This is a genomic window from Nocardia vinacea, assembly GCF_035920345.1.
Taxonomy (GTDB): Bacteria; Actinomycetota; Actinomycetes; order Mycobacteriales; family Mycobacteriaceae; genus Nocardia; species Nocardia vinacea_A.
Map to the genome: position 1 here is coordinate 9,001,109 of NZ_CP109149.1, position 23,923 is coordinate 9,025,031.

At 65.3% G+C, this 23,923-nt stretch carries 21 protein-coding genes and 1 pseudogene; 13 read left to right on the forward strand and 9 right to left on the reverse strand.

Annotated features, from left to right (window positions below):
- The first annotated feature begins 19 nt into the window (after positions 1–19).
- Together OIE68_RS40725 and OIE68_RS40730 are read left to right on the forward strand one after the other, a co-directional pair.
- Positions 20–1,519 (forward strand): HAMP domain-containing sensor histidine kinase, encoded by a 1,500-nt coding sequence (locus OIE68_RS40725; RefSeq protein ID WP_327096208.1) that lies wholly within the window; start codon positions 20–22, stop codon positions 1,517–1,519.
- A 259-nt stretch (positions 1,520–1,778) separates the two neighbouring features.
- Positions 1,779–2,990 (forward strand): RNA-guided endonuclease TnpB family protein, encoded by a 1,212-nt coding sequence (locus OIE68_RS40730; protein ID WP_327096209.1) that lies wholly within the window; start codon positions 1,779–1,781, stop codon positions 2,988–2,990.
- Between the two features lie 48 nt (positions 2,991–3,038).
- On the opposite strand, the gene OIE68_RS40735 is transcribed toward OIE68_RS40730, so the two are convergent.
- The 3 genes from OIE68_RS40735 to OIE68_RS40745 form a co-directional block, all read right to left on the reverse strand.
- The gene (locus OIE68_RS40735; RefSeq protein WP_327101994.1) at positions 3,039–3,497 is read right to left on the reverse strand and encodes a hypothetical protein; all 459 of its coding nucleotides are present in this window, start codon (positions 3,495–3,497) and stop codon (positions 3,039–3,041) included.
- 15 nt (positions 3,498–3,512) lie between these two features.
- On the reverse strand, positions 3,513–4,748 hold the full coding sequence (locus OIE68_RS40740; protein WP_327096210.1) for a DUF6745 domain-containing protein: 1,236 nt from the start codon (positions 4,746–4,748) through the stop codon (positions 3,513–3,515).
- Between the two features lie 194 nt (positions 4,749–4,942).
- On the reverse strand, positions 4,943–5,644 hold the full coding sequence (locus tag OIE68_RS40745) for an NAD(P)-dependent oxidoreductase (RefSeq protein WP_327096211.1): 702 nt from the start codon (positions 5,642–5,644) through the stop codon (positions 4,943–4,945).
- 98 nt (positions 5,645–5,742) lie between these two features.
- Here OIE68_RS40745 and OIE68_RS40750 point away from each other — a divergent pair, with 98 nt between their 5' ends.
- Positions 5,743–6,459: a TetR/AcrR family transcriptional regulator gene (locus tag OIE68_RS40750; protein ID WP_327096212.1), complete on the forward strand. Its 717-nt coding sequence runs from the start codon at positions 5,743–5,745 to the stop codon at positions 6,457–6,459.
- A gap of 36 nt (positions 6,460–6,495) precedes the next feature.
- Here OIE68_RS40750 and OIE68_RS40755 read toward each other — a convergent pair whose 3' ends face one another.
- On the reverse strand, positions 6,496–7,734 hold the full coding sequence (locus tag OIE68_RS40755; RefSeq protein WP_327096213.1) for a serine hydrolase domain-containing protein: 1,239 nt from the start codon (positions 7,732–7,734) through the stop codon (positions 6,496–6,498).
- Between the two features lie 156 nt (positions 7,735–7,890).
- Here OIE68_RS40755 and OIE68_RS40760 point away from each other — a divergent pair, with 156 nt between their 5' ends.
- Positions 7,891–8,481 carry a short chain dehydrogenase gene (locus OIE68_RS40760; RefSeq protein ID WP_327096214.1) on the forward strand — a complete coding sequence of 197 codons (591 nt, stop codon included), beginning with the start codon at positions 7,891–7,893 and terminating at the stop codon, positions 8,479–8,481.
- Positions 8,482–8,508: 27 nt separating this feature from the next.
- Here OIE68_RS40760 and OIE68_RS40765 read toward each other — a convergent pair whose 3' ends face one another.
- The 4 genes and pseudogenes from OIE68_RS40765 to OIE68_RS40780 form a co-directional block, all read right to left on the reverse strand.
- Positions 8,509–11,079, reverse strand: a complete 2,571-nt coding sequence (locus OIE68_RS40765) for a polynucleotide kinase-phosphatase (protein ID WP_327101995.1) — start codon at positions 11,077–11,079, stop codon at positions 8,509–8,511.
- Positions 11,079–11,723: a methyltransferase gene (locus OIE68_RS40770; RefSeq protein WP_327101996.1), complete on the reverse strand. Its 645-nt coding sequence runs from the start codon at positions 11,721–11,723 to the stop codon at positions 11,079–11,081. Before OIE68_RS40770 ends, OIE68_RS40765 begins: the two co-directional genes overlap by 1 nt.
- Positions 11,724–12,075: 352 nt before the next feature.
- Positions 12,076–12,801 (reverse strand): annotated as a pseudogene (locus tag OIE68_RS40775) (3' terminal RNA ribose 2'-O-methyltransferase Hen1); the annotation flags it as partial.
- 55 nt (positions 12,802–12,856) lie between these two features.
- Positions 12,857–15,325, reverse strand: a complete 2,469-nt coding sequence (locus tag OIE68_RS40780; protein WP_327096215.1) for a phosphoketolase family protein — start codon at positions 15,323–15,325, stop codon at positions 12,857–12,859.
- 293 nt (positions 15,326–15,618) lie between these two features.
- Between OIE68_RS40780 and OIE68_RS40785 the strand changes: the two genes are divergently transcribed.
- From OIE68_RS40785 to OIE68_RS40815, 7 genes are all read left to right on the forward strand, one after another.
- A complete protein-coding gene (locus OIE68_RS40785; RefSeq protein WP_327096216.1) occupies positions 15,619–16,209 on the forward strand; it encodes an FKBP-type peptidyl-prolyl cis-trans isomerase in 591 nt (196 codons plus the stop codon).
- A gap of 167 nt (positions 16,210–16,376) precedes the next feature.
- Positions 16,377–17,750, forward strand: coding sequence for a trigger factor (gene tig / locus OIE68_RS40790; protein WP_419150637.1), 1,374 nt, complete (start codon positions 16,377–16,379; stop codon positions 17,748–17,750).
- Between the two features lie 258 nt (positions 17,751–18,008).
- Positions 18,009–18,617 carry an ATP-dependent Clp protease proteolytic subunit gene (locus OIE68_RS40795; protein WP_327101997.1) on the forward strand — a complete coding sequence of 203 codons (609 nt, stop codon included), beginning with the start codon at positions 18,009–18,011 and terminating at the stop codon, positions 18,615–18,617.
- Between the two features lie 47 nt (positions 18,618–18,664).
- Positions 18,665–19,333 (forward strand): ATP-dependent Clp protease proteolytic subunit, encoded by a 669-nt coding sequence (locus OIE68_RS40800; protein WP_327096218.1) that lies wholly within the window; start codon positions 18,665–18,667, stop codon positions 19,331–19,333.
- 428 nt (positions 19,334–19,761) lie between these two features.
- The gene (gene clpX, locus OIE68_RS40805) at positions 19,762–21,042 is read left to right on the forward strand and encodes an ATP-dependent Clp protease ATP-binding subunit ClpX (RefSeq protein WP_040687684.1); all 1,281 of its coding nucleotides are present in this window, start codon (positions 19,762–19,764) and stop codon (positions 21,040–21,042) included.
- Between the two features lie 25 nt (positions 21,043–21,067).
- Positions 21,068–21,385: a hypothetical protein gene (locus tag OIE68_RS40810; protein WP_327096219.1), complete on the forward strand. Its 318-nt coding sequence runs from the start codon at positions 21,068–21,070 to the stop codon at positions 21,383–21,385.
- A gap of 242 nt (positions 21,386–21,627) precedes the next feature.
- Positions 21,628–21,966 (forward strand): STAS domain-containing protein, encoded by a 339-nt coding sequence (locus OIE68_RS40815; protein ID WP_327096220.1) that lies wholly within the window; start codon positions 21,628–21,630, stop codon positions 21,964–21,966.
- 60 nt (positions 21,967–22,026) lie between these two features.
- Here OIE68_RS40815 and OIE68_RS40820 read toward each other — a convergent pair whose 3' ends face one another.
- On the reverse strand, positions 22,027–22,404 hold the full coding sequence (locus OIE68_RS40820; protein WP_327096221.1) for a nuclear transport factor 2 family protein: 378 nt from the start codon (positions 22,402–22,404) through the stop codon (positions 22,027–22,029).
- 658 nt (positions 22,405–23,062) lie between these two features.
- Here OIE68_RS40820 and mihF point away from each other — a divergent pair.
- A complete protein-coding gene (mihF, locus tag OIE68_RS40825) occupies positions 23,063–23,377 on the forward strand; it encodes an integration host factor, actinobacterial type (protein ID WP_327096222.1) in 315 nt (104 codons plus the stop codon).
- A 121-nt stretch (positions 23,378–23,498) separates the two neighbouring features.
- Complete coding sequence (locus OIE68_RS40830) at positions 23,499–23,909, forward strand: NUDIX domain-containing protein (RefSeq protein ID WP_327096223.1); 411 nt, start codon at positions 23,499–23,501, stop codon at positions 23,907–23,909.
- Positions 23,910–23,923: the final 14 nt, after the last annotated feature.

The following is a 23,923-nucleotide window of genomic DNA, read 5'->3' on the forward strand; positions in this document are numbered from 1 at the left end:
GCGCCGGCGAGGCGGAGTCATGAACGGGCGCCGGGTGTGGAATCGGGCTCGCCGGTTGACCTTACGCACCCGGCTGCTGCTGGCCCTCGTCGCGATTGCCGGTATCGGAATGGCCGCCTTCGGGCTGCTCAGCGTGAGCATGTTGGATCGTGCGCTGCTCGATCGGGTGGACGACCAGTTGAATCACGTTGCCAGCGATATGACTTCGACCAAGCGGCCGCCGCCGCCCCCGCCCTCCGGCCCGCCGGAGTACGAGCAGTTGCCTTCGGATTTCCGGCTCATGTTCTTCGATGTCGACGGGCATCAGATCGGCAAGCTCGGCGCACCTGCCCAGGTGAGCACCGTGCCCGCGTTGCCCGCGATGGACGCGGCATCGGTGCGCGCCCGCGCGAATACCGCGTTCACGGTCGGCGACCAGAAGAGTGATATCAGTTGGCGGGTGCGCACTGTCGTGCAGCCGGCGACCGAATGGCAGCCCGATGGCGGTACCGTCGCGATCGCGATGTCGCTGGCGACCACCGAGGCGACGACCGGCAACCTTCGTACGATCGAGTTGGTGGCGGGTGCGACGCTGCTGCTCGCCATCTGCGTGATCGCGGCGGTCCTGGTGCGAATCGGCCTGCGACCGCTGACCCGAATCGAGCACACGGCCGAGGCGATCGCCGCCGGGGATCTGGATCGCCGTGTCGCACAGACGGATCCGCATACCGAGGCCGGTCGGCTCGGCACCGCGTTCAATGTGATGGTCACCCGGCTGTCCACGGCACTGCGCCAGCTCGCCGATTCCGAGCAGCGGATGCGGGCGTTCATCGCCGACGCCTCCCATGAACTGCGCACCCCGCTGACCTCCGTGCGCGGCTACGCCGAGCTGTATCGGCGCGGTGGTGCGTCCGACGAGGTGGGCGTGCGCGAGATGATGAGCCGGATCGAGGGCGAGGCGATCCGGATGGGGGTGCTCGTCGACGACCTGTTGCTGTTGGCCAAATCCGATCAGGAACGGGCGCTGGATCTGGCGGAGGTCGATCTGGTGGTGCTCGCGATGGACGTGGTGCGCGACGCCGCCACCCGAGCTCCGGATCGTGACATCGGTCTGGAGAGTTCGGATGATCCGGTTCGGGTGGTCGGTGACAAAAATCGATTGCGGCAGGTCGTGACCAATCTGGTCAATAACGCGCTGGTGCATACGCCATCCGAGGCGTCGATCACCGTCACCGTCGGGATCAGAGCCGCGGCCGCGTTGACCGATCCGGTCGCCGCCGAAGCGGGTGCGGTACTGCCCGACGTGTCCGAATTCGCCGTACTCGATGTGCACGACGACGGACCCGGCATCGCGCCGGAGAACGCCCCGCGCATCTTCGATCGCTTCTACCGGGCCGCGGAATCGCGGTCCCGCACCGGCGGTTCGGGACTCGGACTCGCCATTGCCGATGCGATCTTGGGCGCGCACGGTGCCCGGATCCAGCTGTTGCGCACGCCCGGTGCGGGTGCGACCTTCCGGATCCTTTTCGCCGTCTCCTGATCATCGGCGGATTGGGCACGCAAGTGGCGCGAGTGAGTTGAGTTAATGACCGTTCTGGTTCTGCGGTAGGAGACCGATGTCGTTGCCACTCGCCGAGCGCACGACACTCGGCCTCATCAGATGGCTGTAGCGCGAAGGCAACCCTGCTCGAGCTGTAGGAGTTGGCGCGTCTGGTTCATGCCCGTCATGGCCGGTGCCGAATATGATTCTGACGCAGATTGTTTCACTGTTCACGACCTGACTTGTTAATGTGTGAGGCATGGGGGAGAGCTTGGTGAAGCGGGCGTACAAGTACCGCTTCTATCCGACTGAGCAGCAGGAGCGGGAGCTTGTGCGCACGTTCGGATGTGTCCGCCTGGTCTACAACAAGGCGCTGGAAGCCAGGACCGTCGCGTGGTTCGCCGAGCAGCGGCGGGTGAACTACAACGAGACCTCCGCGATGCTGACTGCGTGGAAGAAAACCGATGATCTGAAGTTCTTGGGTGAGGTGTCGTCGGTGCCGTTGCAGCAGGCATTGCGGCATCTGCAGGGCGCGTTCGCGAGTTTCTTCGACAAGCGGGCGCGCTATCCGCGTTTCAAGTCGAGGAAGAAGTCTCGCTCCTCGGCGGAATACACGCGGTCGGCATTCACATTCCGTGACGGGCAACTCACCCTCGCGAAGATGGTCGACCCATTGAATATCGTGTGGTCTCGGCCGTTGCTGGAGGGCGCGGAACCGTCCACGGTCACGGTGTCTCGTGACAGTGCGGGCCGCTGGTTCGTGTCGGTGCTCACCGAGACCGCGGTAACTCACCACCCGCGCACCGATAGCGTCGTCGGCGTCGATGCCGGGATCACCTCGCTGCTGGCGTTGTCGACCGGTGAGAAGATCACCAATCCCAGACATCAGCGGCGAGAACACGCGCGGCTGGTGAAAGCTCAACGCGCCCTTGCCCGCAAGACCAAGGGATCGGTCAACCGGGATAAAGCTCGCCGGAAGGTTGCGCGTATCCACGCCCGCATCACCGACCGCCGCACAGACCATCTGCACAAACTCAGTACTCGCCTCGTTCGTGAGAACCAAACGATCGTGATCGAGGATCTGAACGTGGCCGGGATGCTGCGCAATCACAGTCTGGCGCGCGCGATCTCCGATGCCTCGTGGTCGCAGTTGCGTTCGATGCTGGAATACAAAGCCGCCTGGTACGGGCGTGAGCTGATCGCGGTGGACCGATGGTTCCCGTCGAGCAAAACCTGCTCGGTGTGTGGGTCGGTGCACGATGGTATGGCGTTGCATGTGCGGGAATGGGTGTGCCGGTGCTGCAGTGTGACCCATGATCGCGATATCAATGCCGCGCGGAATATTTTGGCCGCCGGGCTGGCGGTCGCTGCCTGTGGAGGCGGTGTAAGACCAACCCGGCAGTCGTCGGCGCGGCAGTCGCCGGTGAAGCAGGAAACCCGACCTGCGAAGGTCGGAATCCCCCACCTGTAGATGCGGGAAGAAGTCAAATGAACGCGTCACGTCTGCGGCGGCTGTCGGTCAGTCGGCGATGAGGTGGTTCAGCGAGCGGCCGAGGCGTTGGGTGCCGCGTTCGCGTTGGCGGCGAATCACATAGCGCCCCGGGGCGATTGCGCTGGCACCGTGTTCGGGATGGATGAGGTAGGCGACCACGCGGGTGTCGAGCATGCCGAGGGCGAGATCGGTGGTGTCGCGGATGCCGGTGGTCCAGGTGCAGATGCCCGGGTCGGCGACCAGGCTGTGCGGATTGCCGCCCGCACCGCTGCGCAGCAATTCCATGCCGGTGGTCGGAATGTCGCGCCATCGGGCGAAAGGCCCTTCGGTGATGGCATTTCGGACGAGCGCGTGTGGAATCACGATCAGATCGCCCTGGGCTTGGATGCCGTCGGTGATCGGGATGGTCATTTCGAGTTCGAGATGGTCGAGCACCTCGAATCCGGTGCGGGCAGTGAGGTCGGCGAGTGTCATGGTCATAGGAATCACCTTGGGGGAGAGTTAGGTTCGGCGGACGAGTTGGGCGTATTGGTCGCCACTGAGTCCGTAGGTCCAACCGGCGGCGGCCACCGGGTCATCGATCCACTCCGGCACATTGAGTCCGTAGCGGCGGCGGTGTCCGTCACGTTCGAGTGAGCCGTTCACCGCGAGCAGCACGCGCAGCCGTCTGCCCCATTCGGAGGGAGCATCGTAGAGCCGCAGTTTTGATCCTGGATTGCCCGGATCATCTTGTTCCGCAATGAGTTCCAGTTGCGCACGTGCTACGTACACATCCCAGCCGATCCGCTCGATCGCGCAGCGGCGCACCTCGATATTGCGTTCGTCGCGAATGCGTTCGGGTGTCGGATCGAGCACCACCCAGTCCGGGACGACGGCGCCGTGCTGGACGTAGACGTGGTTGCCATCGGCGAAGCTGATCGCGGGCAGGTCCCGATGGTGCAGTCTGCGTTCGTTGTGGTCGGCGTTTGGTGTCGGCTCGGAGTGAATGGCGGTCGGTCGCTCGGCCATGACACACACCGGACCCAATGACCACCACCAGCCGGTGGACCGGGCCAACGCCACCTGAATATCGAGTAATGCCAGGTCATCACCACGAAAGACAGTCAACTCGGCCTGCCGGATCGCATCGTAGTAACCGACCCGATAGGCATCCTGCTGGCCGTACCAGGCGAGACCGAGCACCTCGCGCGCATTGTCGGGTATCAGTGTGCGAATCGCGGCCGCCACCCCGTCGGATAGTGAGGTGCGCAACGAATCCTGTACGGCCAGTGTGAGAATCAGCTCGACCGGCACACCTGCCTGCGCGGCCTCGTCCGGCGGCAAAGTCCAGATAGCTTCCCGCTGTGCCGGATTCAGCCACGGTCGCTGCCGCCCGTTGCGCAGCCGCCCGTCCATGCGATGCCGGGATGCCGACAGCAGGGTCGCAATCCGCCCCGTCGGCGGTAGTTTCTCGTTTTGCCGAGGCTGCCATGCCCCGGGATCGAGCCCGCTCGCCGCGGCTACCTCGACTGCCGCGACCGGTGAGTGGACCCACACGAATTCCGGTTCCGGTTCGCCGATGAGCCGATACAGCTCAGTGACGGCCGCCTGCGCGGTGGGTCGATCGGAGGGTTCGGCGCGCAATCCGTGCTCCAGCCACTCGTCGCGCAGCAGACATGCCGACGCAACGCGTTCCGGGACAGGGATTTTGGGACCGAGAAAGGAAGTGCGGCGACGAGCCGCTGGTGAATTTGCCACGGCGCTCACCCGATGGTGGCGACGTCGGCCTTTCCGCTAGTCATGGTCACCGATGTTGGCAGGTGTGCGGCGTTCCCGCAAGGCCTTCTCACAATATTCGAGCAGATCATCGCCAACAATCGCGCGGGCGGCTGGCGCAAGCTGAAACGCGAAAGCTGAACTCCCGCACCGGACATCGGTGCGGGAGCATCCGGTCAATATCCGATTGTGAAGCGGCGCTGGATGAATTGCGGCAGTTCGGCCTCGTCGAGTAGCGCGACCGCGGCGTCCTCGATGGAGATGCGGCTGTGGCCGTCGGTATCGCGGACCGGCTGGTCGCCGCCGACGCGGTAGCGGCCGGTGCGTTCGCCGGGGGCGATCAGTTCAGCTGGGCTGAGGTAGGTCCAGAGCCGATTCGAGGTGCGCAGGATATCGAGGGCGGCGCGGTGACCGCGTACCGCGGCGGCGTACTCGCGGGGGAGGCCGAGTTCTTCGAGGGTATCGGCGAGGCGTTGGTCGTCATCGGCGGTGACTCGGCCGGGCTCGTACTCCAGACTTCCCGCGCCGCCGACGACGATCAGCCGCGTGCGCGGGTGCGTGTGGAGTGCATCGAGCATAGAGCGAGCGGCACTCGCGTAGACCGTCGGATCGGCGATGGAGCGCGCGACGGTGTCATTGAAATCCGCTGCCGCATTTCCCGGTTGGTAACAGCTGATCAGGACGTCCATGCCGGGGAGGGCCGCGGCAATGGCCGCGCTGTCGAAGATATCGAGGCTGCGCCAGGTGACGTTCGGCTGGCTGGTGGTGATCTGGCCGGCGTCCCTGGTGAACGCCGTGACGTGGTGGCCGCGGGTGACGGCCTCGGTGAGTACCCGCTGGCCGATATTGCCGGTCGCGCCGACGATTCCGATGAACATGGTTCTCCTCGAACTGGTTGATACGGCGTGTAGAAACTATACGCTGTGAAGTATTTGAGCAATGTCAGGTTTTCTCACACCGCTGTAGAGTTGCCGCCGTGGGCACTGCGACGCCGAGCCGGCGGGAGTTACGACGCTCCGAGACGACAGCGGAGATCAAGCAGGTCGCGCTCCGGTTGATGGCCGAGGGCGGACCGGGCGCCATCACGCTGCGCGCGATCGCGCGCGAAATGGGCATGACCGCGAACGCCGTCTACAGCTACTTCCCGACCCGAGACGATCTGGTCACCGCGCTGATCAACGATGTGTATTCCGAACTCGCCGATGCGGTCGAGGCTGCCCGCGATGCCCGTCCCGCAACAGATGCCTCCGGTCGAATCCTCGCGTGGTCCTGCGCATTTCGTGATTGGGCGGTGGCGAATCCGGCCGGGTTCCGCCTCATCTACGGCGATCCGGTGCCCAACTACCAGCCTCCCGAAGGCGGCGCGGCCCCGGACGCGGAGCACCGAGTGTGCGCCGGTCTGACCGGTTTGGCCGCAGGCGCGTGGCCGCATGCCGAAAACCTCTACGCAGACAACGGGTTCGAGTGGTCGGACTTCGAGCCGAAACTCGTCGAGGAGGTCAAGGCGGAGTTCCCCGGCCTACCGCCCGCCGCGGTCGCGATCGCCCTGCGCATCTGGGGTCACCTGCACGGCCTGGTCTCCCTGGAAATCCTCGGCCACCTGCGCTCCCAGACCACAGATCCGGAAAAGCTGTACCGCAACGAAATCCGCCACCTCATCCGTTCGCTGGGGTTGGAGCCGCCAGAGCGCTGAGTCCGCGGGCTGATCCCCTCGCCCGACGGTGCAATATCAGCTGGCAGCGCGGGTGCTTTCCAGTGTGTCGGCGGACTGACCGCCGATGGCCGTGCGGGCGGCGCGTTCGGTGAGGGCGGCGAGGAAGGGAAGGCGGGCGTCGCCGAGGGACATGGCGTGGTTGCCGAGATGGTTGGTGACGAAGCCGATGCCGAGACCGAGTCCGGGATTGGCGATACCGCCGGAACCGCCGATGCCGAAGTGACCGAGGGCCTGGCGGGTGAGGCGGGTGCCGACGATGGCGCGGTGGTAGCCGAGTGCGAAATGCGGTGGGGCGCCGAGGACGTAGTCGTAGCGGCTGTTCGGCGGCATCTCCGCGATCCGCCGCGTGGTTTCGGGACGGAGCAGGCGGCGGTGGCCGACCAAGCCGTCGTTGCCGATTGCGCCGTACATCTTGGCGATGGCACGGGCAGTGAAAACGCCGTTCCATCCGGGCATCATCGCATCGTAGGGGCGCATGCCGAGGGTCATATCGGCCCAACCGTCGTAGACCGCGCTGCGGGCGGAGTTCATCACCTTCACCGAGGCGAACGGTGCGATGAGCGCGTCGAACGGGACCTTGGCTATGCCGAGGCGAGGCGCGAGCCGAGCCAGCCGCTGCCGCTGGTTTTCGGGTACGCCGAACCAGAAATCGTTGTCGCCCAGTGGCTCTCGGAGTTCACTGCGAACGAGGTCGGTGAAGTCGCGGCCGGTGGCGCGCTGTGCGATCTCCGCGACCAGAGTGCCGAAGGTCAGGCCGTGATATCCGGAAGCCCGCAGCCGCAATGGATCCGGCGCGGATGCGGCCATCGCCGCCGCCACGGCATCGTGGTCGAGCAGATCGTCCGAATCGGCGACCAGATCGCGGGTGCGCTGCAATCCGGCGCGGTGATTCAGTACCTCGCGAATCGTGATGCCGCCCTTGCCCTGCGCGGCGAATTCCGGCCAGTAGTCCGCCACCGGCGCGTCCAACTCGAGTACGCCGCGCTCGATCAGTCGATGCGCGACCGTCGCCGTGACGCCCTTACCGGTCGAATAGGACAGTGCCATGGAATCGGCTCGCCACCGCCGGTCACTATCTACCCACCCTGCCCAGATATCGAGCACCGGCTCTCCGTCGAGGTACACCGCCAGCGCGCCACCGCCCTGGCTCTTACGCCGGAACATCGAAAAGAACTTGGCCGCGACGGCGGTGAATCGATCGTCGACCAGCATGTGGCCGGGCATGCCCGCGCCATCGGTGCTCGCAGCTGGCATGGTCAGACTCCTTTGTCTGTCAGATAACGCCGCACAGGCTGCTGCTAACAGTTGCAAGCAGTCTGCTAACTTACTGTAACCAGCGTTACGCGATAGACGCAATGGCACGTACCGGTGGGCGGAATAGCGCGCGGCCCGACGAGGTTGGGCTGACCCGTGAAGATTGTTGTGATCGGTGCTACCGGAACCATCGGCTCGGCCCTCGTCGACGCACTCGAGGCGAACCCGGATCATCAGGTTGTTCGCGCTTCGCGGCGCGGACCGGTCCAGGTCGACCTGGCCGATCCCGGGTCGATCGCCGCGTTGTTCGATGCGGTGGACAATATCGACGCGGTCGTCGCCGTAGCCGCCAGCGGTCAACTCGCAGAACTCGCCGACTCGACCGACAACGAGTACTTCCTCGGTCTGGAAGGCAAATTCCTAGGCCAAATTCACCTGGTCCGCCAGGCTATCCGGCACCTCAATGACGCCGGATCCATCACGCTCACCAATGGCATCTCGACCTTCTCCGAGCCGGGCCTGTCCTTCGCGGCCGCGGTCAATGCGGGGCTCGGCGGCTTCGTGCCCGCGGCGGCGCTCGAGCTGCCGCGCGGAATCCGCTTGAATTCGGTGAGTCCGGGCTGGATCTCGGAGACTCTCACCGCGCTCGGGCGTGACGGTTCTGCGGGCACTCCGGTGGCCGATGTTGTCCGGACCTATGTAGAGCTGATCGAGGGATCTGCCCACGGCCGGGTGGTCGAGCCATGACCAGGTACCGGCCGCGGGGGTGATCCTTCACAGGCGTGGGTCGACCGGCTCCGATTCGAGGGCGAGGACCGCGAACACCGCTTCGTGCACGCGCCACAGCGGTTCGCCTGCGACGAAACGGTCCAGCGCTTCCAGGCCCAGTGCGTACTCGCGCAGCGCCATCGAGCGCTTGCGGCCCAGACCGCGCGTGCGCAACCTGTGTAGGTTGTTGTCGCGCAGGTACTCCGGGCCATAAATGATCCGGAGGTATTCGGGGCCGCGGCATTTCACGCCCGGCTGTACCAGATGGTCGCCTTCGTTGCGGACCATCGCGTAGTACGGCTTCACCACCATGCCCTCGCCGCCCGCCGTGGTCAGCTCGGTCCACCAGCTGGTGGCGGCGGCTTCGCTGTCCGGATCGGTCAAATCGACGATTGTTCGGCCGGTCGGGGTGAACAGGTCGGCATCGGCGGCGACCAGCCGGTCGACCGTCGACAGATGCCAATCATGGTCGCGCACTGCGTAATTGATGCCCGCACCGGCCAGGATCTGGAACGGTGCGATGCGCAGACCAGCCAAGCCGTCGACCGGCCAGCAGTAACGGCCGTAGGCGGTGGTGAAGGCTGCCGCGTCGGTCTTGCGCGCGGCGGTGCGGTTCGCGAGATCGGCTACATCCAAGCCGCGGGCCGCGACCTCGGCAAGCAGATCGGTCGCGATGCCGAGTGCGGCACGGGCGGCCGCACCGACGGCGGCATACTGATTGCGCAGCAGGCCAACGGCTTTGGCCGACCACGGCATCAGCTCGGCATCGAGCAGCAGCCATTCGGTGTTCAATTCCTCGAACAGGCCCGCTGTTTCGGCAGCGGTACGCACCCGGGCGAGTATCTCCTCGGTCTGCGCGGTGTCGTCGAAGAACGGACGCCCGGTGCGGGTGTAGAGCGCACCGGTACTGCCGTCGTCGGCGCCGAACCGATCGGCCGCGACCTGCGCCGATCGCGTCACGAGCACGATTGCGCGCGACCCCATGTGCTTCTCCTCGCACACCACGCGTCGCACACCCTCGGACCGGTAGTAGTCGAAGGCCTCGGCGGGATGTTCGAGGTAGCCGTCCAGATGGGTGGTCGCACACGGCGCCATGGTCGGCGGCAGGTACACCAGCCAGCGCGGATCGATGGCGAAGCGGCTCATCACTTCCAATGCGGCCCCGGCGTTTTCCTCCTGCACGCCGACGCGGCCGTGCTGACGGGTCTCCACTACACGGCGGCCCATCACATCGTCCAGATCGAGCACACCGGGATCGCGGTGCGTTACACCGCTGGGCGTCGCCATGGTGGTGGCCTGCAGCGGACGCACCGGCTCGTACCAAACCCGTTCGGCCGGAACTGAAAGCGGTACGCGCTCCGGATAGCGCAGGGCTGAGAGCTTGCCGCCGAAGACGACGCCGGTGTCCAGGCAGAGTGTGTTGTTCACCCAGCGCAGATCGGTCACCGGCGTGTGGCCGTACAGTACGGTGGCGCGCCCGCGGTAATCCTCGGCCCACGGATAACGCACCGGCAGACCGTATTCGTCTGTCTCCCCGGTCGATTCGCCGTACATCGCGAATGCGCGCACCCGGCCCGACGCACGCCCGTGGTACTCCTCCTTGAGCCCGGCGTGCGCGACTACGAGACGGCCGCCGTCGAGCAAGTAGTGGCTGATCAGGCCGCGGCAGAAGTCCAGCGCCGACTTGCGGAAATCCTCGTCCTCGGTCTCCAACTGGGCCAGCGATTCCGCAAGGCCGTGCGCGATACGCACCTTCTGGCCGTCGAGTGCGCGCACCAGCTTGTTCTCGTGATTTCCGGTGACGCACAATGCCGTTCCCGCGCGCGTCATCCCCATGACGAGTCGGAGCACACCCGGGGTATCCGGTCCGCGATCGACCAGATCGCCGACGAATACCGCGGTGCGCCCGGCGGGGTGACTCGCGCCGACAGCCCGGCCCGCATCGTCACGGGCGAGGTCGTAGCCGAGTTCGCCGAGCAGCGTCTCCAATTCGGTGCGGCAGCCGTGCACATCGCCGATCACATCGAAAGGTCCGGTGAGTTCACGCTTATCGTTCCAGGCCCTTTCGTCGACAATGGTCGCCGACTCGATCTCCTCGACACCGCGCAGGATGTACACCTTCCGGAAGCCCTCGCGTTCCAGACCGCGCAGGCCCCGGCGCAGTTCACGCTGCTGCCGGGACACCACGTGCCTGGCCAGGTGCGCCCGGTCGGGGCGTTGCTTATTGCGTTCGAAGCACACGTCATCGGACACGTCGAGCACGATTGCCACCGGCAGCACGTCGTGTGCCCGCGCCACCGCGATCAGCTCCTGACGCGCCTTGGGCTGCACATTGGTGGCGTCGATGATGGTGCGCAGGCCGCGCCGCAGCCGGATACCGGCGATGTGGTGCAGCAGTGCGAAAGCGTCCGGCGTCGACGACTGATCGTTCTCGTCATCGCTGACAATGCCGCGACAGGCATCCGAGGAAACGATCGCGGTCTGCGGAAAGTGCTTGCGCGCGAACGTCGATTTGCCGGAACCGGTACTGCCGATCAGCACGACGAGGGAGAGCTCCGGGACGGATAGCTCGGTCATCACGACGCTCCTCTCGTACTGCTGTCGGTTGTGGCCTTGGTGAACATGGCTAGTTGCGTTGGTGGGCCGAATTCGGGATGTTCGACACCGACGGGCACGAAGCGCACCGCGTAGCCATACTGTTCGGCTACGCGAGAGGCCCAATCCGCGAATTCCGCGCGGGTCCATTCGAAGCGGTGATCGGAATGCCGGAACTTGCCCGCCGGAAGTGTCTCGTACACCACGTTGTGCTCGGCGTTCGGCGTCGTCACTACCACGGAATCCGGTGCGGCCGAGCCGAATACGGAATATTCGAGCGCTCCCAACCGCGGCTCGTCGATATGTTCGACGACCTCCATCAGCACGGCGGCGTCGTATCCGCGCAACCGTGCATCGGTGTACGTCAAGGCTCCCTGCAGCAACGTCAATCGCCGCGCCACCCGTTCCGGCATCCGATCGAGTCGCAACCGCCGCTTGGTGATGTTCAACGCTCGCATCGATACGTCGATACCGACTACCTCGGTAAAAACCTTGTCCGCCAGCAATTCCCGCAACAACGCCCCCTCCCCGCAGCCGAGGTCGAGCACCCGATGTGCCCCGACCCCCCCGCAGCGCGGCCAAGACCGCAGCCCGTCGCATAACCGCCAACGACGGCGCGCGCTCATCACCGTCGGTCGCCGTTACCTCCACCTCCGCTGCCTGCGCAGCTGTGGCCTCTGCGGTCGCGGCCTGTGCAACCGGGACCTCGGTCGACGCGGCCGCGGCCGGTACCCCGGGCCCGGCATTATCGATCACGACCTCGGGTCCGCTGCTCGACTGATCGGCCGCTACCGCGAAAACTCCAGGCGCGGTATCGGTTTCAGCATATTCGCCGGGCTGTTCGGGCGAGGCGGCGTCATTGTTCGCAGGGTCGGACAAGGCCACGTCGCCAGCCGCTTCCAACGCCTCGTCGCCCCCTTCCTCGACCGCATCGAGCTCCTCGGCCTCCACATCGTCCACCTCGGCCAGTCGGGCCAGCGCGGTCCGCACCAGCGACTGACGTCGCGCGAGATATCGCCGCGTGATCCAGCCTCGTTCCGGATGCTCGGCCAGCCACCCGGCCCCCGCGCGGATGAGCTTGTCGACCTCGTCGGCGGCCAACCAGTAGTGCTTGGCACCGTCGAGCACCGGCAGCAGGACGTACAGGTGCGCGAGCGCGTCGGCAAGGCGGATGGTTCCGGCGAGTTCCAGTCGCACATAATGCGAATCGCCCCACTCCGGAAAGGCCGGATCGAGGGGTAGTGGTTCGGCGATCACGGTCCAGCCCAGCGGCGCGAAGACCCGCTCGGCCGCCTCCGGACCGCCCTTGCACGGCACGGCAGGCAACGCGATCCGCAAAGGCAGCGCCGTCTGCGCCAACTCGGGCCGCTGATCGCAGCGTCCGTGCAGTGCCGTGCGGAATACCGCGCCGAGTGCCACCGACAGCAGCGATGACGCCGCATACGGCCGATCGTTGACATACTGCCCGAGACTGAAATCCGGTGTGCTGCGCGATCGCCCGCGCACCAACCGGATCGGATCCACCTCCAATAGCAGCGCCGCCGTACACCGCGCCGCGGCCGCCTCCGGGTACACCACATGCGCGGTGCCGTAGGACTGCTCGAACGCCTGCACCCGGTCGGGGTTCTTGTGCAGCAAGAAGCCCAGATCGGTCGCGGGCCAGGCCGCGCCCTCCGGCGGTGTGCAGGTGATCGTCAACAGCATCTTGCGATCGTCGCCGAGCCGCACACCGCACGCAAGGAAGTTTCGTGGGGGCTTGTCAGAGACTGAGGTTCGGCCAGGTCCAGTTGGCGACCGCCGGAAGGTCCTCGCCGTGTTCGCGAGTCCAGGCGCGGGCGTTCCACCGGGCGTCGACCATCTCCTGTCGCAGTCCCGCCGCCTTCTCCCGCAAGGTCGGAACCCGGTCGATCACATCCATAACCAGGTGGTATCGATCCAGATCGTTGAGCATCACCATATCGAAAGGTGTTGTCGTGGTGCCCTTTTCCTTGTATCCGCGCACGTGCAGCTCGCTGTGGTTGGTGCGCTGGTAGGTGAGTCGGTGGATCAGCCACGGGTACCCGTGGAATGCGAAGATCACCGGACGGTCCCGGGTGAACAGCGTGTCGAACTCGCTATCGGACAGGCCATGTGGATGTTCGTCCGATGGTTGCAGCCGCATCAGATCGACCACATTCACCACCCGCAGACGCAGTTCCGGCAGGCGCGCACGCAGAATCGCCGCTGCCGCAAGCGTTTCCAGCGTCGGTACGTCCCCTGCGCACGCGAGTACAACGTCCGGCGCGGTACCCGGATCGTCGTTCTGCCCGGCCCAGCCCCAGATTCCGGCACCGCGCGCGCAGTGCACCGCGGCATCGGAAACCGAAAGCCAGTCCGCCTGCGGCTGTTTCCCGGCGACCACCACATTGACGTAATGCCGTGAACGCAGACAGTGATCGTAGGTCGACAGCAGTGTATTAGCGTCCGGTGGCAGATACACCCGCACGATCGATGGCTTCTTGTTCAGCACCACATCGAGGAATCCGGGATCCTGATGGGTGAAGCCATTGTGGTCCTGTCGCCAAACATGTGATGACAGAAGATAATTCAGGCTCGCAATGGGTCGCCGCCACGGCACCGCCGCGCTCGCATCCAGCCATTTGGCGTGCTGATTGAACATCGCGTCGATGATGTGGATGAATGCCTCGTAGCAGGTGAACACCCCGTGCCTGCCGGTCAGCAGATAACCTTCGAGCAGCCCCTGGCACATATGCTCGGACAGCACCTCGATCACCCGTCCGGTGCGGTCGAGATCCACATCGAATTCGCCGATTTCGGCCTGCCAGTCACGACCGGTGACCTGCAGAATGTCCTGCAGTCGATTGCTCGCCAACTCGTCGGGGGCGAAGGTCAGGAAGTTGTCCGCATTGCGCGCGGTGACATCGCGCAGCCAAGCGCCGAGCACCCGGGTCGCCTCGTGCTGTGTCGCGCCCGGCTCACGCACCTCGACGCCGTAGGACCGCCAATCGGGCAGCCGCAGATCCCGAACGAGCATGCCCCCGTTGGCAATTGGATTCGCGCTCATCCGCCGATCGCCGTCGGGCACCAGGTCGAGCAGTGCCGCTGACGGCCTGCCCGACTCGTCGAAGAGCTCCTCCGGCCGATAGGACCGCAACCACTGTTCGAGCACCGCCCGATGCTCGCCGTCGGTACGCGCGGCCGGCAATGGCACCTGATGCGCTCGGAAGGTGCCTTCAACAGGATCACCGTCCACTACCGGCGGGCAGGTCCATCCCTTCGGCGTGCGCAGCACGATCATCGGCCAACTCGGGCGCACCCCATCGGTCCCCGCGCGTGCGGTCGACTGAATCTCCGCGATGCGATCCAGGGCGGTGTCGACCGCAATGGCCATTTCCTGGTGCACGTTCGCGGGATCGCTGCCCGCGACGACGATCGGCTCATAGCCGTATCCGCGCATCAGCGTCAGCAATTCGGATTCCGGAATGCGCGCCAGGATGGTCGGATTGGCGATCTTGTACTGATTCAACGCGAGAATCGGCAGCACCGCACCGTCGCGCACCGGGCTGAGGAATTTATTGGCATGCCAGCTGGTGGCCAGCGGCCCGGTCTCCGCCTCACCGTCGCCGACCACGCAGAACACCGTCAGATCCGGATTATCCAGCGCCGCCCCGAACGCGTGCAGCAGCGAATAGCCCAGCTCACCGCCCTCATGGAAGGAACCAGGCGTCTCCGGCGCACAATGACTCGGCACACCACCGGGAAAGGAGAATTGCGCGAACAGCGCACCCATCCCGTCGGCGTCCCGCGGAATATGGCTGTAGAGCTCGGAATACGTGCCCTCGAGCCAGGCGCAGGCGTTCGGGCCCGGTCCGCCGTGCCCGGGTCCGGCGACGAAGACCGCATTCAAGTCGCGCTGCCGGATCGCCCGATTGGCATGCGCCCATACCAGATTCAGGCCGGGTACGGTCCCGAAATGTCCGAGCAGCCGCGGTTTGATGTGCTCGGGCTCCAGCGGTTCACGCAGCAGCGGATTGCTCATGAGATAGATCTGGCCGACCGCGAGATAGTTCGCGGCGCGCCACCACGCGTCGATTGCTTCCAGTTCCGCGCGCTCGAGCGGGCCGGGGGCCTCCGCGAGCCGATACGCGCGCGGCGCGATGGTCGCACCGCCACCGCTCTCGACGTTGTCGGCCGAGGTATCGCCACCCAGACTGGCCATCTGCGTCATACGCCGACTCTCCTCACACTCGGGCATCGGAAGCGGCACCTGGCGGGACCGCTGTCGGGTCTGCACGGTTGTCGATAGCAATCGACAACGCCGGTTGGAGAATTCATCGTCAGCCTACCCACCGCTCGCGCCGGTAAATCGGTCTTCACGATCTCGCGGCCACCGTCGGTCCGTCTGGTGCCGAATGTCACCGCGCTGAGGTCATCGGTCCTCGCTCGACCGCACGACGGTCTCCGGGGCCCAGCCGCAGGGTGGCTGGGACGACCGCGGCGCGGTGTATTACGGTCCGCCGCATGCAAACACTGCGCAGGATCATCGGTATCGGCACCATCGCCGCCGCGACATTCGCGCTGGCCGCCTGTGGCTCGGACGATGACAAGGGCTCGTCCGCCACCACGTCCGCCACCACGTCATCGGCCGCCGCGGCATCGGCGCAGCCCACCTTCGGTCAGCTGCCCGCGCAGAACACCGGCGCCGAATGCACCGCCGACGACATCGTGGTGGTCGGCGGCTTCGGCGCGACGCCGAAGATCACCATCCCGGACACCTGCACCCCGCCGACCCAGCTCCTCGTCAAGGATCTCGTTCCGGGCAGCGGTCCCGGTGCGGTCGCCGGTCAGCCGCTCACCATGAACTACACGCTGATCACCTGGTCGGATAAGAAGAAGCTGGACAGCTCGTTCGACCGAGGCAAGCCCTTCCAGCTGACGCTCGGTGCCGGACAGGTCATTCCGGGTTGGGAGCAGGGTCTGGTCGGCGTGCAGGCGGGTGCGCGGCGGCTGCTGATCATCCCGCCGAACCTCGGGTACGGCGCGGGTGGCAACGGCATCAAGCCCAACGAAACGCTGGTCTTCGTCACCGACGCGGTCGCCGTCGGCAAGTAATCGCAACGCGTAGTCCGCGGCGGTGGTGCTGCCTGCAGCCCGCCGCGACGGGTCAACTAACCTGGTCGAGATACGCACGTTGAGCCGTGCGGCGATTTCGCTCGTGATTACCCCAGCAAGTCGGCCACAAGCAAGTCGACCAGAACCAACGAACAAGGAGCATGTCCGTGAAGAGCACCGTCGAGCAGCTGAGCCCGACCCGGGTCCGGATCAACGTCGAGGTGCCTTTCGAGGAGCTGAAGCCGGACTTCGACAAGGCCTACAAGGCGCTGGCCAACCAGGTCCGCATCCCCGGCTTCCGTCCGGGCAAGGCCCCGGCCAAGCTGATCGAGGCCCGCCTGGGCCGCGGCGCGATCCTCGAGCAGGTCGTCAACGACGTGCTGCCCGGCCGCTACAGCGAGGCCGTCACCACCTCCGAGGTCAAGGTCATCGGCCAGCCCGAGATCGAGATCACCAAGATCGAGGACGGCCAGGAGCTGGCGTTCACGGCCGAGGTCGACGTGCGCCCGGAGATCGCCCTGCCCGCCTACGACGGCATCGAGGTGACCGTCGACTCGTTCAGCATCGGTGACGAGGACATCGAGGAGCAGCTGCAGTCCCTGCGCCAGCGCTTCGGCACCCTGACCGGTGTCGAGCGTCCGGTCCAGGACGGCGACTTCGTCTCCATCGATCTCTCGGCCACCGTCGACGGCGAGGACGTGCCGGAGGCGGCCACCACCGGCCTGTCCCACGAGGTCGGCTCCGGCCAGCTGATCGAGGGCCTGGACGAGGCGCTCATCGGCCTTTCGGTCGACGAGTCCAAGGAGTTCACCTCGACCCTGGTCGCCGGTGAGCACGCGGGCAAGGAAGCGGTCATCACCGCCACCGTGCGCTCGGTCAAGGAGCGCGAGCTGCCCGAGGCCGATGACGACTTCGCCCAGCTGGCCAGCGAATTCGACACCCTCGACGAGCTGAAGGAAGACCTGCGCAACCGGGTCGAGCGCGTCAAGAAGGTCGAGCAGGCCGGTCAGATCCGCGACAAGGTGCTCGAGACCCTGCTCGAGCAGGTCGAGGTGCCGCTGCCGGAGGCGGTCGTGCAGGCCGAGATCGACGCCGTGGTGCACGATGCGGTGCACGGCTTCGACCACGACGAGGCCAAGCTCGCCGAGGCGCTCGAGGCCCAGGGCTCCAGCCGCGAGGAATTCGACAAGGACACCAAGGAGTCCGCCGAGAAGTCGGTGAAGACCCAGCTGCTGCTGGATGCCATCGCCGAGGCGGACAACACCCAGGTCGGCCAGGAGGAGCTCACCGAGCGGATCCTGTTCCAGGCGCAGCGCTACGGCCTCTCGCCCGAGCAGTTCATCCAGCAGGTGCAGCAGGCGGGCCAGCTCGGCGCGGTCTTCGCGGACGTGCGTCGCGGTAAGGCGCTGGCCGGTGTGGTCGGCAAGGTGAAGGTCACCGACTCCGACGGCAACAGCGTGGACACCGCCGAAATGTTCGGTGCCCCTGAGGGTTCCGAGCCGGACGGCACCGACGAGACCGCCGCCGCGAGCGCCGAATAATTCCATGGAGGAGCAGCGTGATCTGGACACATGTGGTTTGGTGATTGCGCTGTGAGCGAGCGTAGCGAGTGAACCAAAAGCACAGTGCGCTCTCGCGCACAGTGCGATCGAGCGTCAGCGAGATTGCGCTGTGAGCGAAGACGGGCGGTACCGGGAGTTCGGTGCCGCCCGGCTTCGTTAATGTTTGTGACAAGCGAACCAGAGATGGCTGTTCGGTATCAGCAACGAGCCGGTAAGAGAAGGCAGGTATCCGTGACAATGAACAAGGCAGGGGTCGTCATGACATCCGCGACTGCTGGTCTGAACCTCAGTGATTCGGTGTACGAGCGCCTGCTGCGTGAGCGCATCATCTTCCTCGGCACTCAGGTCGACGACGACATCGCCAACAAACTGTGCGCGCAGATCCTGTTGCTCTCGGCGGAGGACCCCACCCGCGACATCTCGCTCTACATCAACTCGCCCGGTGGTTCGGTGACCGCGGGTATGGCCATCTACGACACCATGCAGTTCGCCGAGTGCGATATCGCCACCTTCGGGATGGGTCTGGCCGCGTCGATGGGCCAGTTCCTGCTCACCGCGGGCACCAAGGGCAAGCGCAGCGCGCTGCCGCACGCGCGGATCATGATGCACCAGCCCTCGGCCGGCATCGGAGGTTCCGCGGCCGATATCGCGATCATGGCCGAGCAGTTCGCGCACACCAAGCGCGAGCTCAACGAGCTGCAGGCGCTGCACACCGGCAAGTCGATCGAGCAGGTCACCGTCGACGCCGACCGTGACCGCTGGTTCACCGCGACGCAGGCCCTCGAGTACGGCTTCATCGACCGTGTGATCACCCACGCGGCGCAGGCGAACGGCGCGGGCGATTAGTTACGGGCGCTGACCCGCGTTCCCCCTCAACGACTTTGGAGACGAAGATGGCCAATCTGTTCGACCCGCGCGCCGGCCTCGGCGGAACCGCCCCGGCTAGCCCGCAGTCGCGCTACATCCTGCCCTCGTTCATCGAGCACTCGAGCTTCGGTGTCAAGGAGTCCAACCCGTACAACAAGCTGTTCGAGGAGCGCATCATCTTCCTCGGCGTGCAGGTCGACGACGCCTCGGCCAACGACATCATGGCGCAGCTGCTGGTGCTGGAGTCGCTGGATCCCGATCGTGACATCACCATGTACATCAACTCGCCCGGTGGTTCGTTCACCTCGCTGATGGCGATCTACGACACCATGCAGTACGTGCGTGCCGATGTGGCCACCGTCTGCCTGGGTCAGGCCGCTTCCGCCGCGGCCGTGCTGCTCGCCGCCGGTACCCCCGGCAAGCGCGCCTGCCTGCCCAACGCCCGCGTGCTGATCCACCAGCCGTCGCTGGAGGGTGGCATCCAGGGGCAGGTTTCGGACCTGGAGATCCAGGCCGCCGAGATCGAGCGCATGCGTCGCCTGATGGAGACCACGCTGGCGCGCCACACCGGTAAGGATGCGGACACCATCCGCAAGGACACCGACCGCGACAAGATCCTGACGGCCGAGGCCGCCAAGGAATACGGGATCATCGACACGGTCTTCGATTACCGCAAGCTCAGCGCCCAGAAGTAGGGCGGACGCGCCGGACGTGGCGCGCCGATCGCTCGTAAGTTGCTCTATGTCAGGAAATTCCGGCCGGGCCACATGCCGCTCGGCATGTGCCCCGGCCGGACTGCTTCAGGGAAGCCGACCGGCCGGAAGGGTGTCGGGCGGAAGGGTTTCCGAGGCGGGCGGCCAGGAGTGTCGGATGGCCGTCGATCGGGGTGAACGTGTTCCATAGTGGTAAGAACTCGGACGACCCCCGTGAGAAACATGCTCGAGTTGTCGACCTCCGTCGCGCACACCGGGTACGGTCGACCTAGGGACCTTTGCTCCCGGTTGACGGCAGTGCTCGAACCGTCGGAATCGCTCGAGGTGTTCGTGATTACACCCGAGGGTGGCGGATTGCTGGCAACCTGGATAGACGGTTGCACGCGGACAAGGAAGTAGGGACCCACGAGATGGCGCGCATCGGAGATGGCGGCGATCTGCTGAAGTGCTCGTTCTGCGGAAAGAGCCAGAAGCAGGTCAAGAAGCTCATTGCGGGACCAGGGGTGTACATCTGCGACGAGTGCATCGATCTATGCAACGAGATCATCGAGGAAGAGCTGGCCGAGTCCAGCGAGGTCAAACTCGATGAGCTGCCCAAGCCCGCCGAGATCCGGGACTTCCTGGAGAACTACGTGATCGGGCAGGATACCGCCAAGCGCACCCTCGCGGTGGCCGTCTACAACCACTACAAGCGCATCCAGGCGGGCGATAAGGGTCGCGACAGCCGCGGCGAGACCGTCGAACTGGCCAAGTCCAATATCCTCATGCTCGGTCCCACCGGCTGCGGTAAGACCTACCTGGCGCAGACGCTGGCAAAGATGCTCAACGTGCCGTTCGCCATCGCCGACGCGACGGCGCTGACCGAGGCCGGATACGTCGGTGAGGATGTGGAGAACATCCTGCTGAAGCTGATTCAGGCTGCGGACTACGACGTCAAGCGAGCCGAGACCGGGATCATCTACATCGATGAGGTCGACAAGATCGCCCGCAAGAGCGAGAACCCGTCGATCACCCGCGATGTCTCCGGTGAGGGTGTGCAGCAGGCGCTGCTGAAGATCCTGGAGGGTACGCAGGCGAGTGTGCCGCCGCAGGGCGGGCGTAAGCATCCGCACCAGGAATTCATCCAGATCGACACCACCAACGTGCTTTTCATCGTTGCGGGTGCGTTCGCGGGGCTGGAGAAGATCATCTCCGATCGCACCGGACACCGCGGCATCGGCTTCGGCGCCGAGGTGCGGTCCAAGGCCGAGATCGATACCGATGACCACTTCGCCGAGGTGATGCCGGAAGATCTGATCAAATTCGGTCTGATCCCGGAATTCATCGGCCGCCTCCCGGTCGTCGCCTCGGTGACGAACCTGGACAAGGAATCGTTGGTCAAGATCCTCTCCGAGCCGAAGAACGCACTGGTGAAGCAGTACGTGCGGCTGTTCGAGATGGACGGCGTTGACCTGGAGTTCACCGATGACGCGCTGGAGGCGATCGCCGATCAGGCGATCCTGCGCGGCACCGGCGCCCGCGGTCTGCGCGCCATCATGGAGGAGGTCCTGCAGCTGGCGATGTTCGACATCCCCAGCCGCGACGACGTCGCCAAGGTGGTCGTGAACGCCGACACCGTCAACGACAATGTGCTGCCGACCATCGTGCCGCGCAAGGCACAGCGCGCCGAGCGCCGGGAGAAGTCGGCGTAAGCAATTCGCGGACCGGGTCAGACGAATGCAACCGCCACCTCCGTTGCTTCCGGCTGGCCCGGGCGCGCTGCTGGATGCTGCCGCGATTCTCAACGGCACCGTCGATATGCGCACGTACCAGCGCAAGTATCTAGTGGTTTATGTTGCCGCGCCGCCGCCCAGGGGATTCGGAACGGTCTCAGAACTGGTGAACCCCGATTACCGGGGGGCACTCTCGCTGGTGACGACCTGTGTCGAGTGGCTGGATGAGCATTTCGGGTGGGACCTTGTGAATGTTTTCACGCGGGAGTACCAGGAGTGGCACTGCTACTACGCGATGCTGCGGCGATCGCGCTCGGACTAGTTCGATGTGTACCGGCCTGCCGTTCGGGGTACTCCATCGTCACGGTTGAGTAACCAGCCCAGTCCTGGTCCCTAGGTGATCGGGGCGAAAAGTTCCCGCCGACAAGGTTTCTCCGGCGGATGCGACGGACCGAGGTCCTCATGTCGACAGTTCTAATTTCCTCAGATCAACGTATCGCTGCCGCGGACCGATCCGGACCTGAGCGGTCCGCCGATCGTCTGTGCGTAGTCATATCGCCGCCGGTGGATTCGGTCACCTTGTGTGCCGTCGGCGGCGAGATGGACTACCTGACGGCCGACGCCTTTCGGCAGTCCCTGCTAGAGGCACTGCCGACGGCGGGCGCGGTGGTGGTTGTCGACCTATCGCAGGTGACGTTCTTCGGCGTCGCCGGGCTGCGGGCGTTGATGGAGGCCCGATCCTGGTTCGGCCACAGCGGCCGTCGACTCCAGTTGATCACGGGCCCGCGTTGCGTGGATCGGCTACTCGAGGTCGCGGGTCATGCCGCGGTCTTCGATGTCATCCCGAGCCTCGCCGCGGTCGCGCGGCCGAAACCGCTCGACTTGGCTCGCGCGAGCGCCTGAAAATCGAAAACGCAGGTGCGGCAGTCGAACTCGGCTGCCGCACCCGCGGTCTGGGTGGACTCAGGACGCTTCGTTGCGCATATCGTCCTGGCTCCAGTAGGCGCGCATGGCAACGATCTTGCCCTCGTCGTCGAAGTCCATCGCATCGATGGGCGAGAGGGTGAAGCGCTGATCGCCGAACTTGGTGACGAGCGTGAACATAAAGGCGGCGTGGTTGCCTGCGATTCGAACCGCGTCCGCGTGCAGCTCGGTTTCCCGATCGAGGTTTCCGAGTACCTCGTAAAACTCGCGAATCGCGTCGTGGCCGCGCTTGGGTTCGGTGCCGATCGGATCCTCCACCACCGCATCGGGTGCGTAGAGGTCGACGATCGCCTCGGTCGGGCCGGAACCGACCAACTTCACGTACTGCTCGATCACATCGCGGATCTTGGCTGCCATGGAAACCTCTCACGAATTGAAACGTGTTCTAATTCGGAGCGTAGCAGTGTCCGGTGATCGCGTGCTATGGAATCCCGTTGGCCGGGGCAGACGTACTGGCGCAGATGCCCCCCGCGCCAGTACTCGTCGAACTGTATTGCGCACCGAACGGGCGATCGTCGCCCCCTCGGGTATCTTGTTGGCGCGCTAGTGCTTCTGGATACGGTGACGACCGCTTGTCACATCACTGTGCCGCCCGATCGCGCCCGGACTCGGAATCGCCATTGACTCCCTGGTTCGCCGTTGAACCTTCTGTCCCGCACTTGTGCGTCTGCTTTTGGTGTCGCCTTAAACCCTCCATGTGTTACCGACCCCGCAGCTTTTCCATGGCTCGGCGGGTTCGGCTGCCGTGTGTGAAGCCGTCGCCGAGGCCGCCGTCGCCCTGGTACGCCATCGAGAGGGATGGCCTGGGGCGTGACAGGTTCAGGGCGGAATTCCTTTTGTCCTTTTCGCCTGATCCGCACGGGTCTCCAGCCCGGTGGGACGAGGGTGGTTCAGAAAACTTGTCGCTATTTCTCGCTATTCGAATCCGGTGTGTCGAGCTTGTGTGGTGCTCATCGTGCTGTTTACTCGGTCCGGTCAACCAGATGTTCGAGTGACGAGTGAAAGCGGAGGAGACATGGCACTGCCTACCATGACCGCGGAACAGCGCACTGAGGCGTTGGCCAAGGCGGCTGCGGTCCGCAAGGCGCGCTCCGAACTGATCGGCAAGGTGAAGGCCGGCAAGGTTTCGGTCGCCGACCTGTTGAAGAAGGCGGACAGCGATGACCTGGTCAAGAAGACCAAGGTCGCTGCCGTGATCAAGGCGCTGCCCGGTGTCGGACCGGTCAAGGCGGCCAAGCTGATGGACCAGGCGGAGATTCCCGAGGACCGCCGCATCGGTGGACTCGGCGCCCGCCAGCGTGCGGCGTTGCTCGATGCACTGAAGGACTGACAGGTCGGCCGTAGCGATTGCTTGCAGGTCGCTCGAAAGGGTCAGCAGCGATTGCTTGCAGGTCGCTCGAAAGGGTCGGCAGCGATTGCTTGCAGGTCGCTCGAAAGGGTCAGCTCGGACCATGATCGGGGAACAAACGCTCACGTCGGTGGCGTGGCTGTGCGTCGAGAACGGCCGCTTACTCGCGGTCCGGACCGAGGGACGTGACGCCTTCTATCTGCCGGGCGGCAAGCCCGAACCCGGAGAAACCCTGGCGGGAGCGCTCGTTCGGGAGGTTCGCGAGGAAGTCGGCGTCGAATTGGAGGCGCACCGGATCACGCCCGTGGTGACCATCACTGCCCCCGCCCACGGGCGTCCCGGAACGTTGGTCGAGATGCACTGCTTCCGCGCACCCGGTCACGGCACGCCGGCTCCGGCGGCGGAGATCGCCGAGATGGCGTGGCTCGGGCCGGACGACGGACACCTGTGTGCGCCGGCCGTTGTGCAGGCTCTCGACCATTTGACCGAGGTCGGAGGTTGGCACGCGTCCTGAACACGCTCACTTCG

Coding starts and splice junctions, on each gene's coding strand:
- OIE68_RS40820 (WP_327096221.1), bottom strand. CDS start 22,404: ATGGCAGCCAAGATCCGCGATGTGATCGAGCAGTACGTGAAGTTGGTC.
- OIE68_RS40755 (WP_327096213.1), bottom strand. CDS start 7,734: ATGCCAGCTGCGAGCACCGATGGCGCGGGCATGCCCGGCCACATGCTG.
- clpX (WP_040687684.1), top strand. CDS start 19,762: ATGGCGCGCATCGGAGATGGCGGCGATCTGCTGAAGTGCTCGTTCTGC.
- OIE68_RS40830 (WP_327096223.1), top strand. CDS start 23,499: ATGATCGGGGAACAAACGCTCACGTCGGTGGCGTGGCTGTGCGTCGAG.
- OIE68_RS40795 (WP_327101997.1), top strand. CDS start 18,009: ATGAACAAGGCAGGGGTCGTCATGACATCCGCGACTGCTGGTCTGAAC.
- OIE68_RS40780 (WP_327096215.1), bottom strand. CDS start 15,325: ATGACGCAGATGGCCAGTCTGGGTGGCGATACCTCGGCCGACAACGTC.
- OIE68_RS40765 (WP_327101995.1), bottom strand. CDS start 11,079: ATGACCGAGCTATCCGTCCCGGAGCTCTCCCTCGTCGTGCTGATCGGC.
- OIE68_RS40800 (WP_327096218.1), top strand. CDS start 18,665: ATGGCCAATCTGTTCGACCCGCGCGCCGGCCTCGGCGGAACCGCCCCG.
- mihF (WP_327096222.1), top strand. CDS start 23,063: ATGGCACTGCCTACCATGACCGCGGAACAGCGCACTGAGGCGTTGGCC.
- OIE68_RS40785 (WP_327096216.1), top strand. CDS start 15,619: ATGCAAACACTGCGCAGGATCATCGGTATCGGCACCATCGCCGCCGCG.
- OIE68_RS40730 (WP_327096209.1), top strand. CDS start 1,779: ATGGGGGAGAGCTTGGTGAAGCGGGCGTACAAGTACCGCTTCTATCCG.
- OIE68_RS40810 (WP_327096219.1), top strand. CDS start 21,068: ATGCAACCGCCACCTCCGTTGCTTCCGGCTGGCCCGGGCGCGCTGCTG.
- OIE68_RS40745 (WP_327096211.1), bottom strand. CDS start 5,644: ATGTTCATCGGAATCGTCGGCGCGACCGGCAATATCGGCCAGCGGGTA.
- OIE68_RS40770 (WP_327101996.1), bottom strand. CDS start 11,723: ATGAGCGCGCGCCGTCGTTGGCGGTTATGCGACGGGCTGCGGTCTTGG.
- OIE68_RS40725 (WP_327096208.1), top strand. CDS start 20: ATGAACGGGCGCCGGGTGTGGAATCGGGCTCGCCGGTTGACCTTACGC.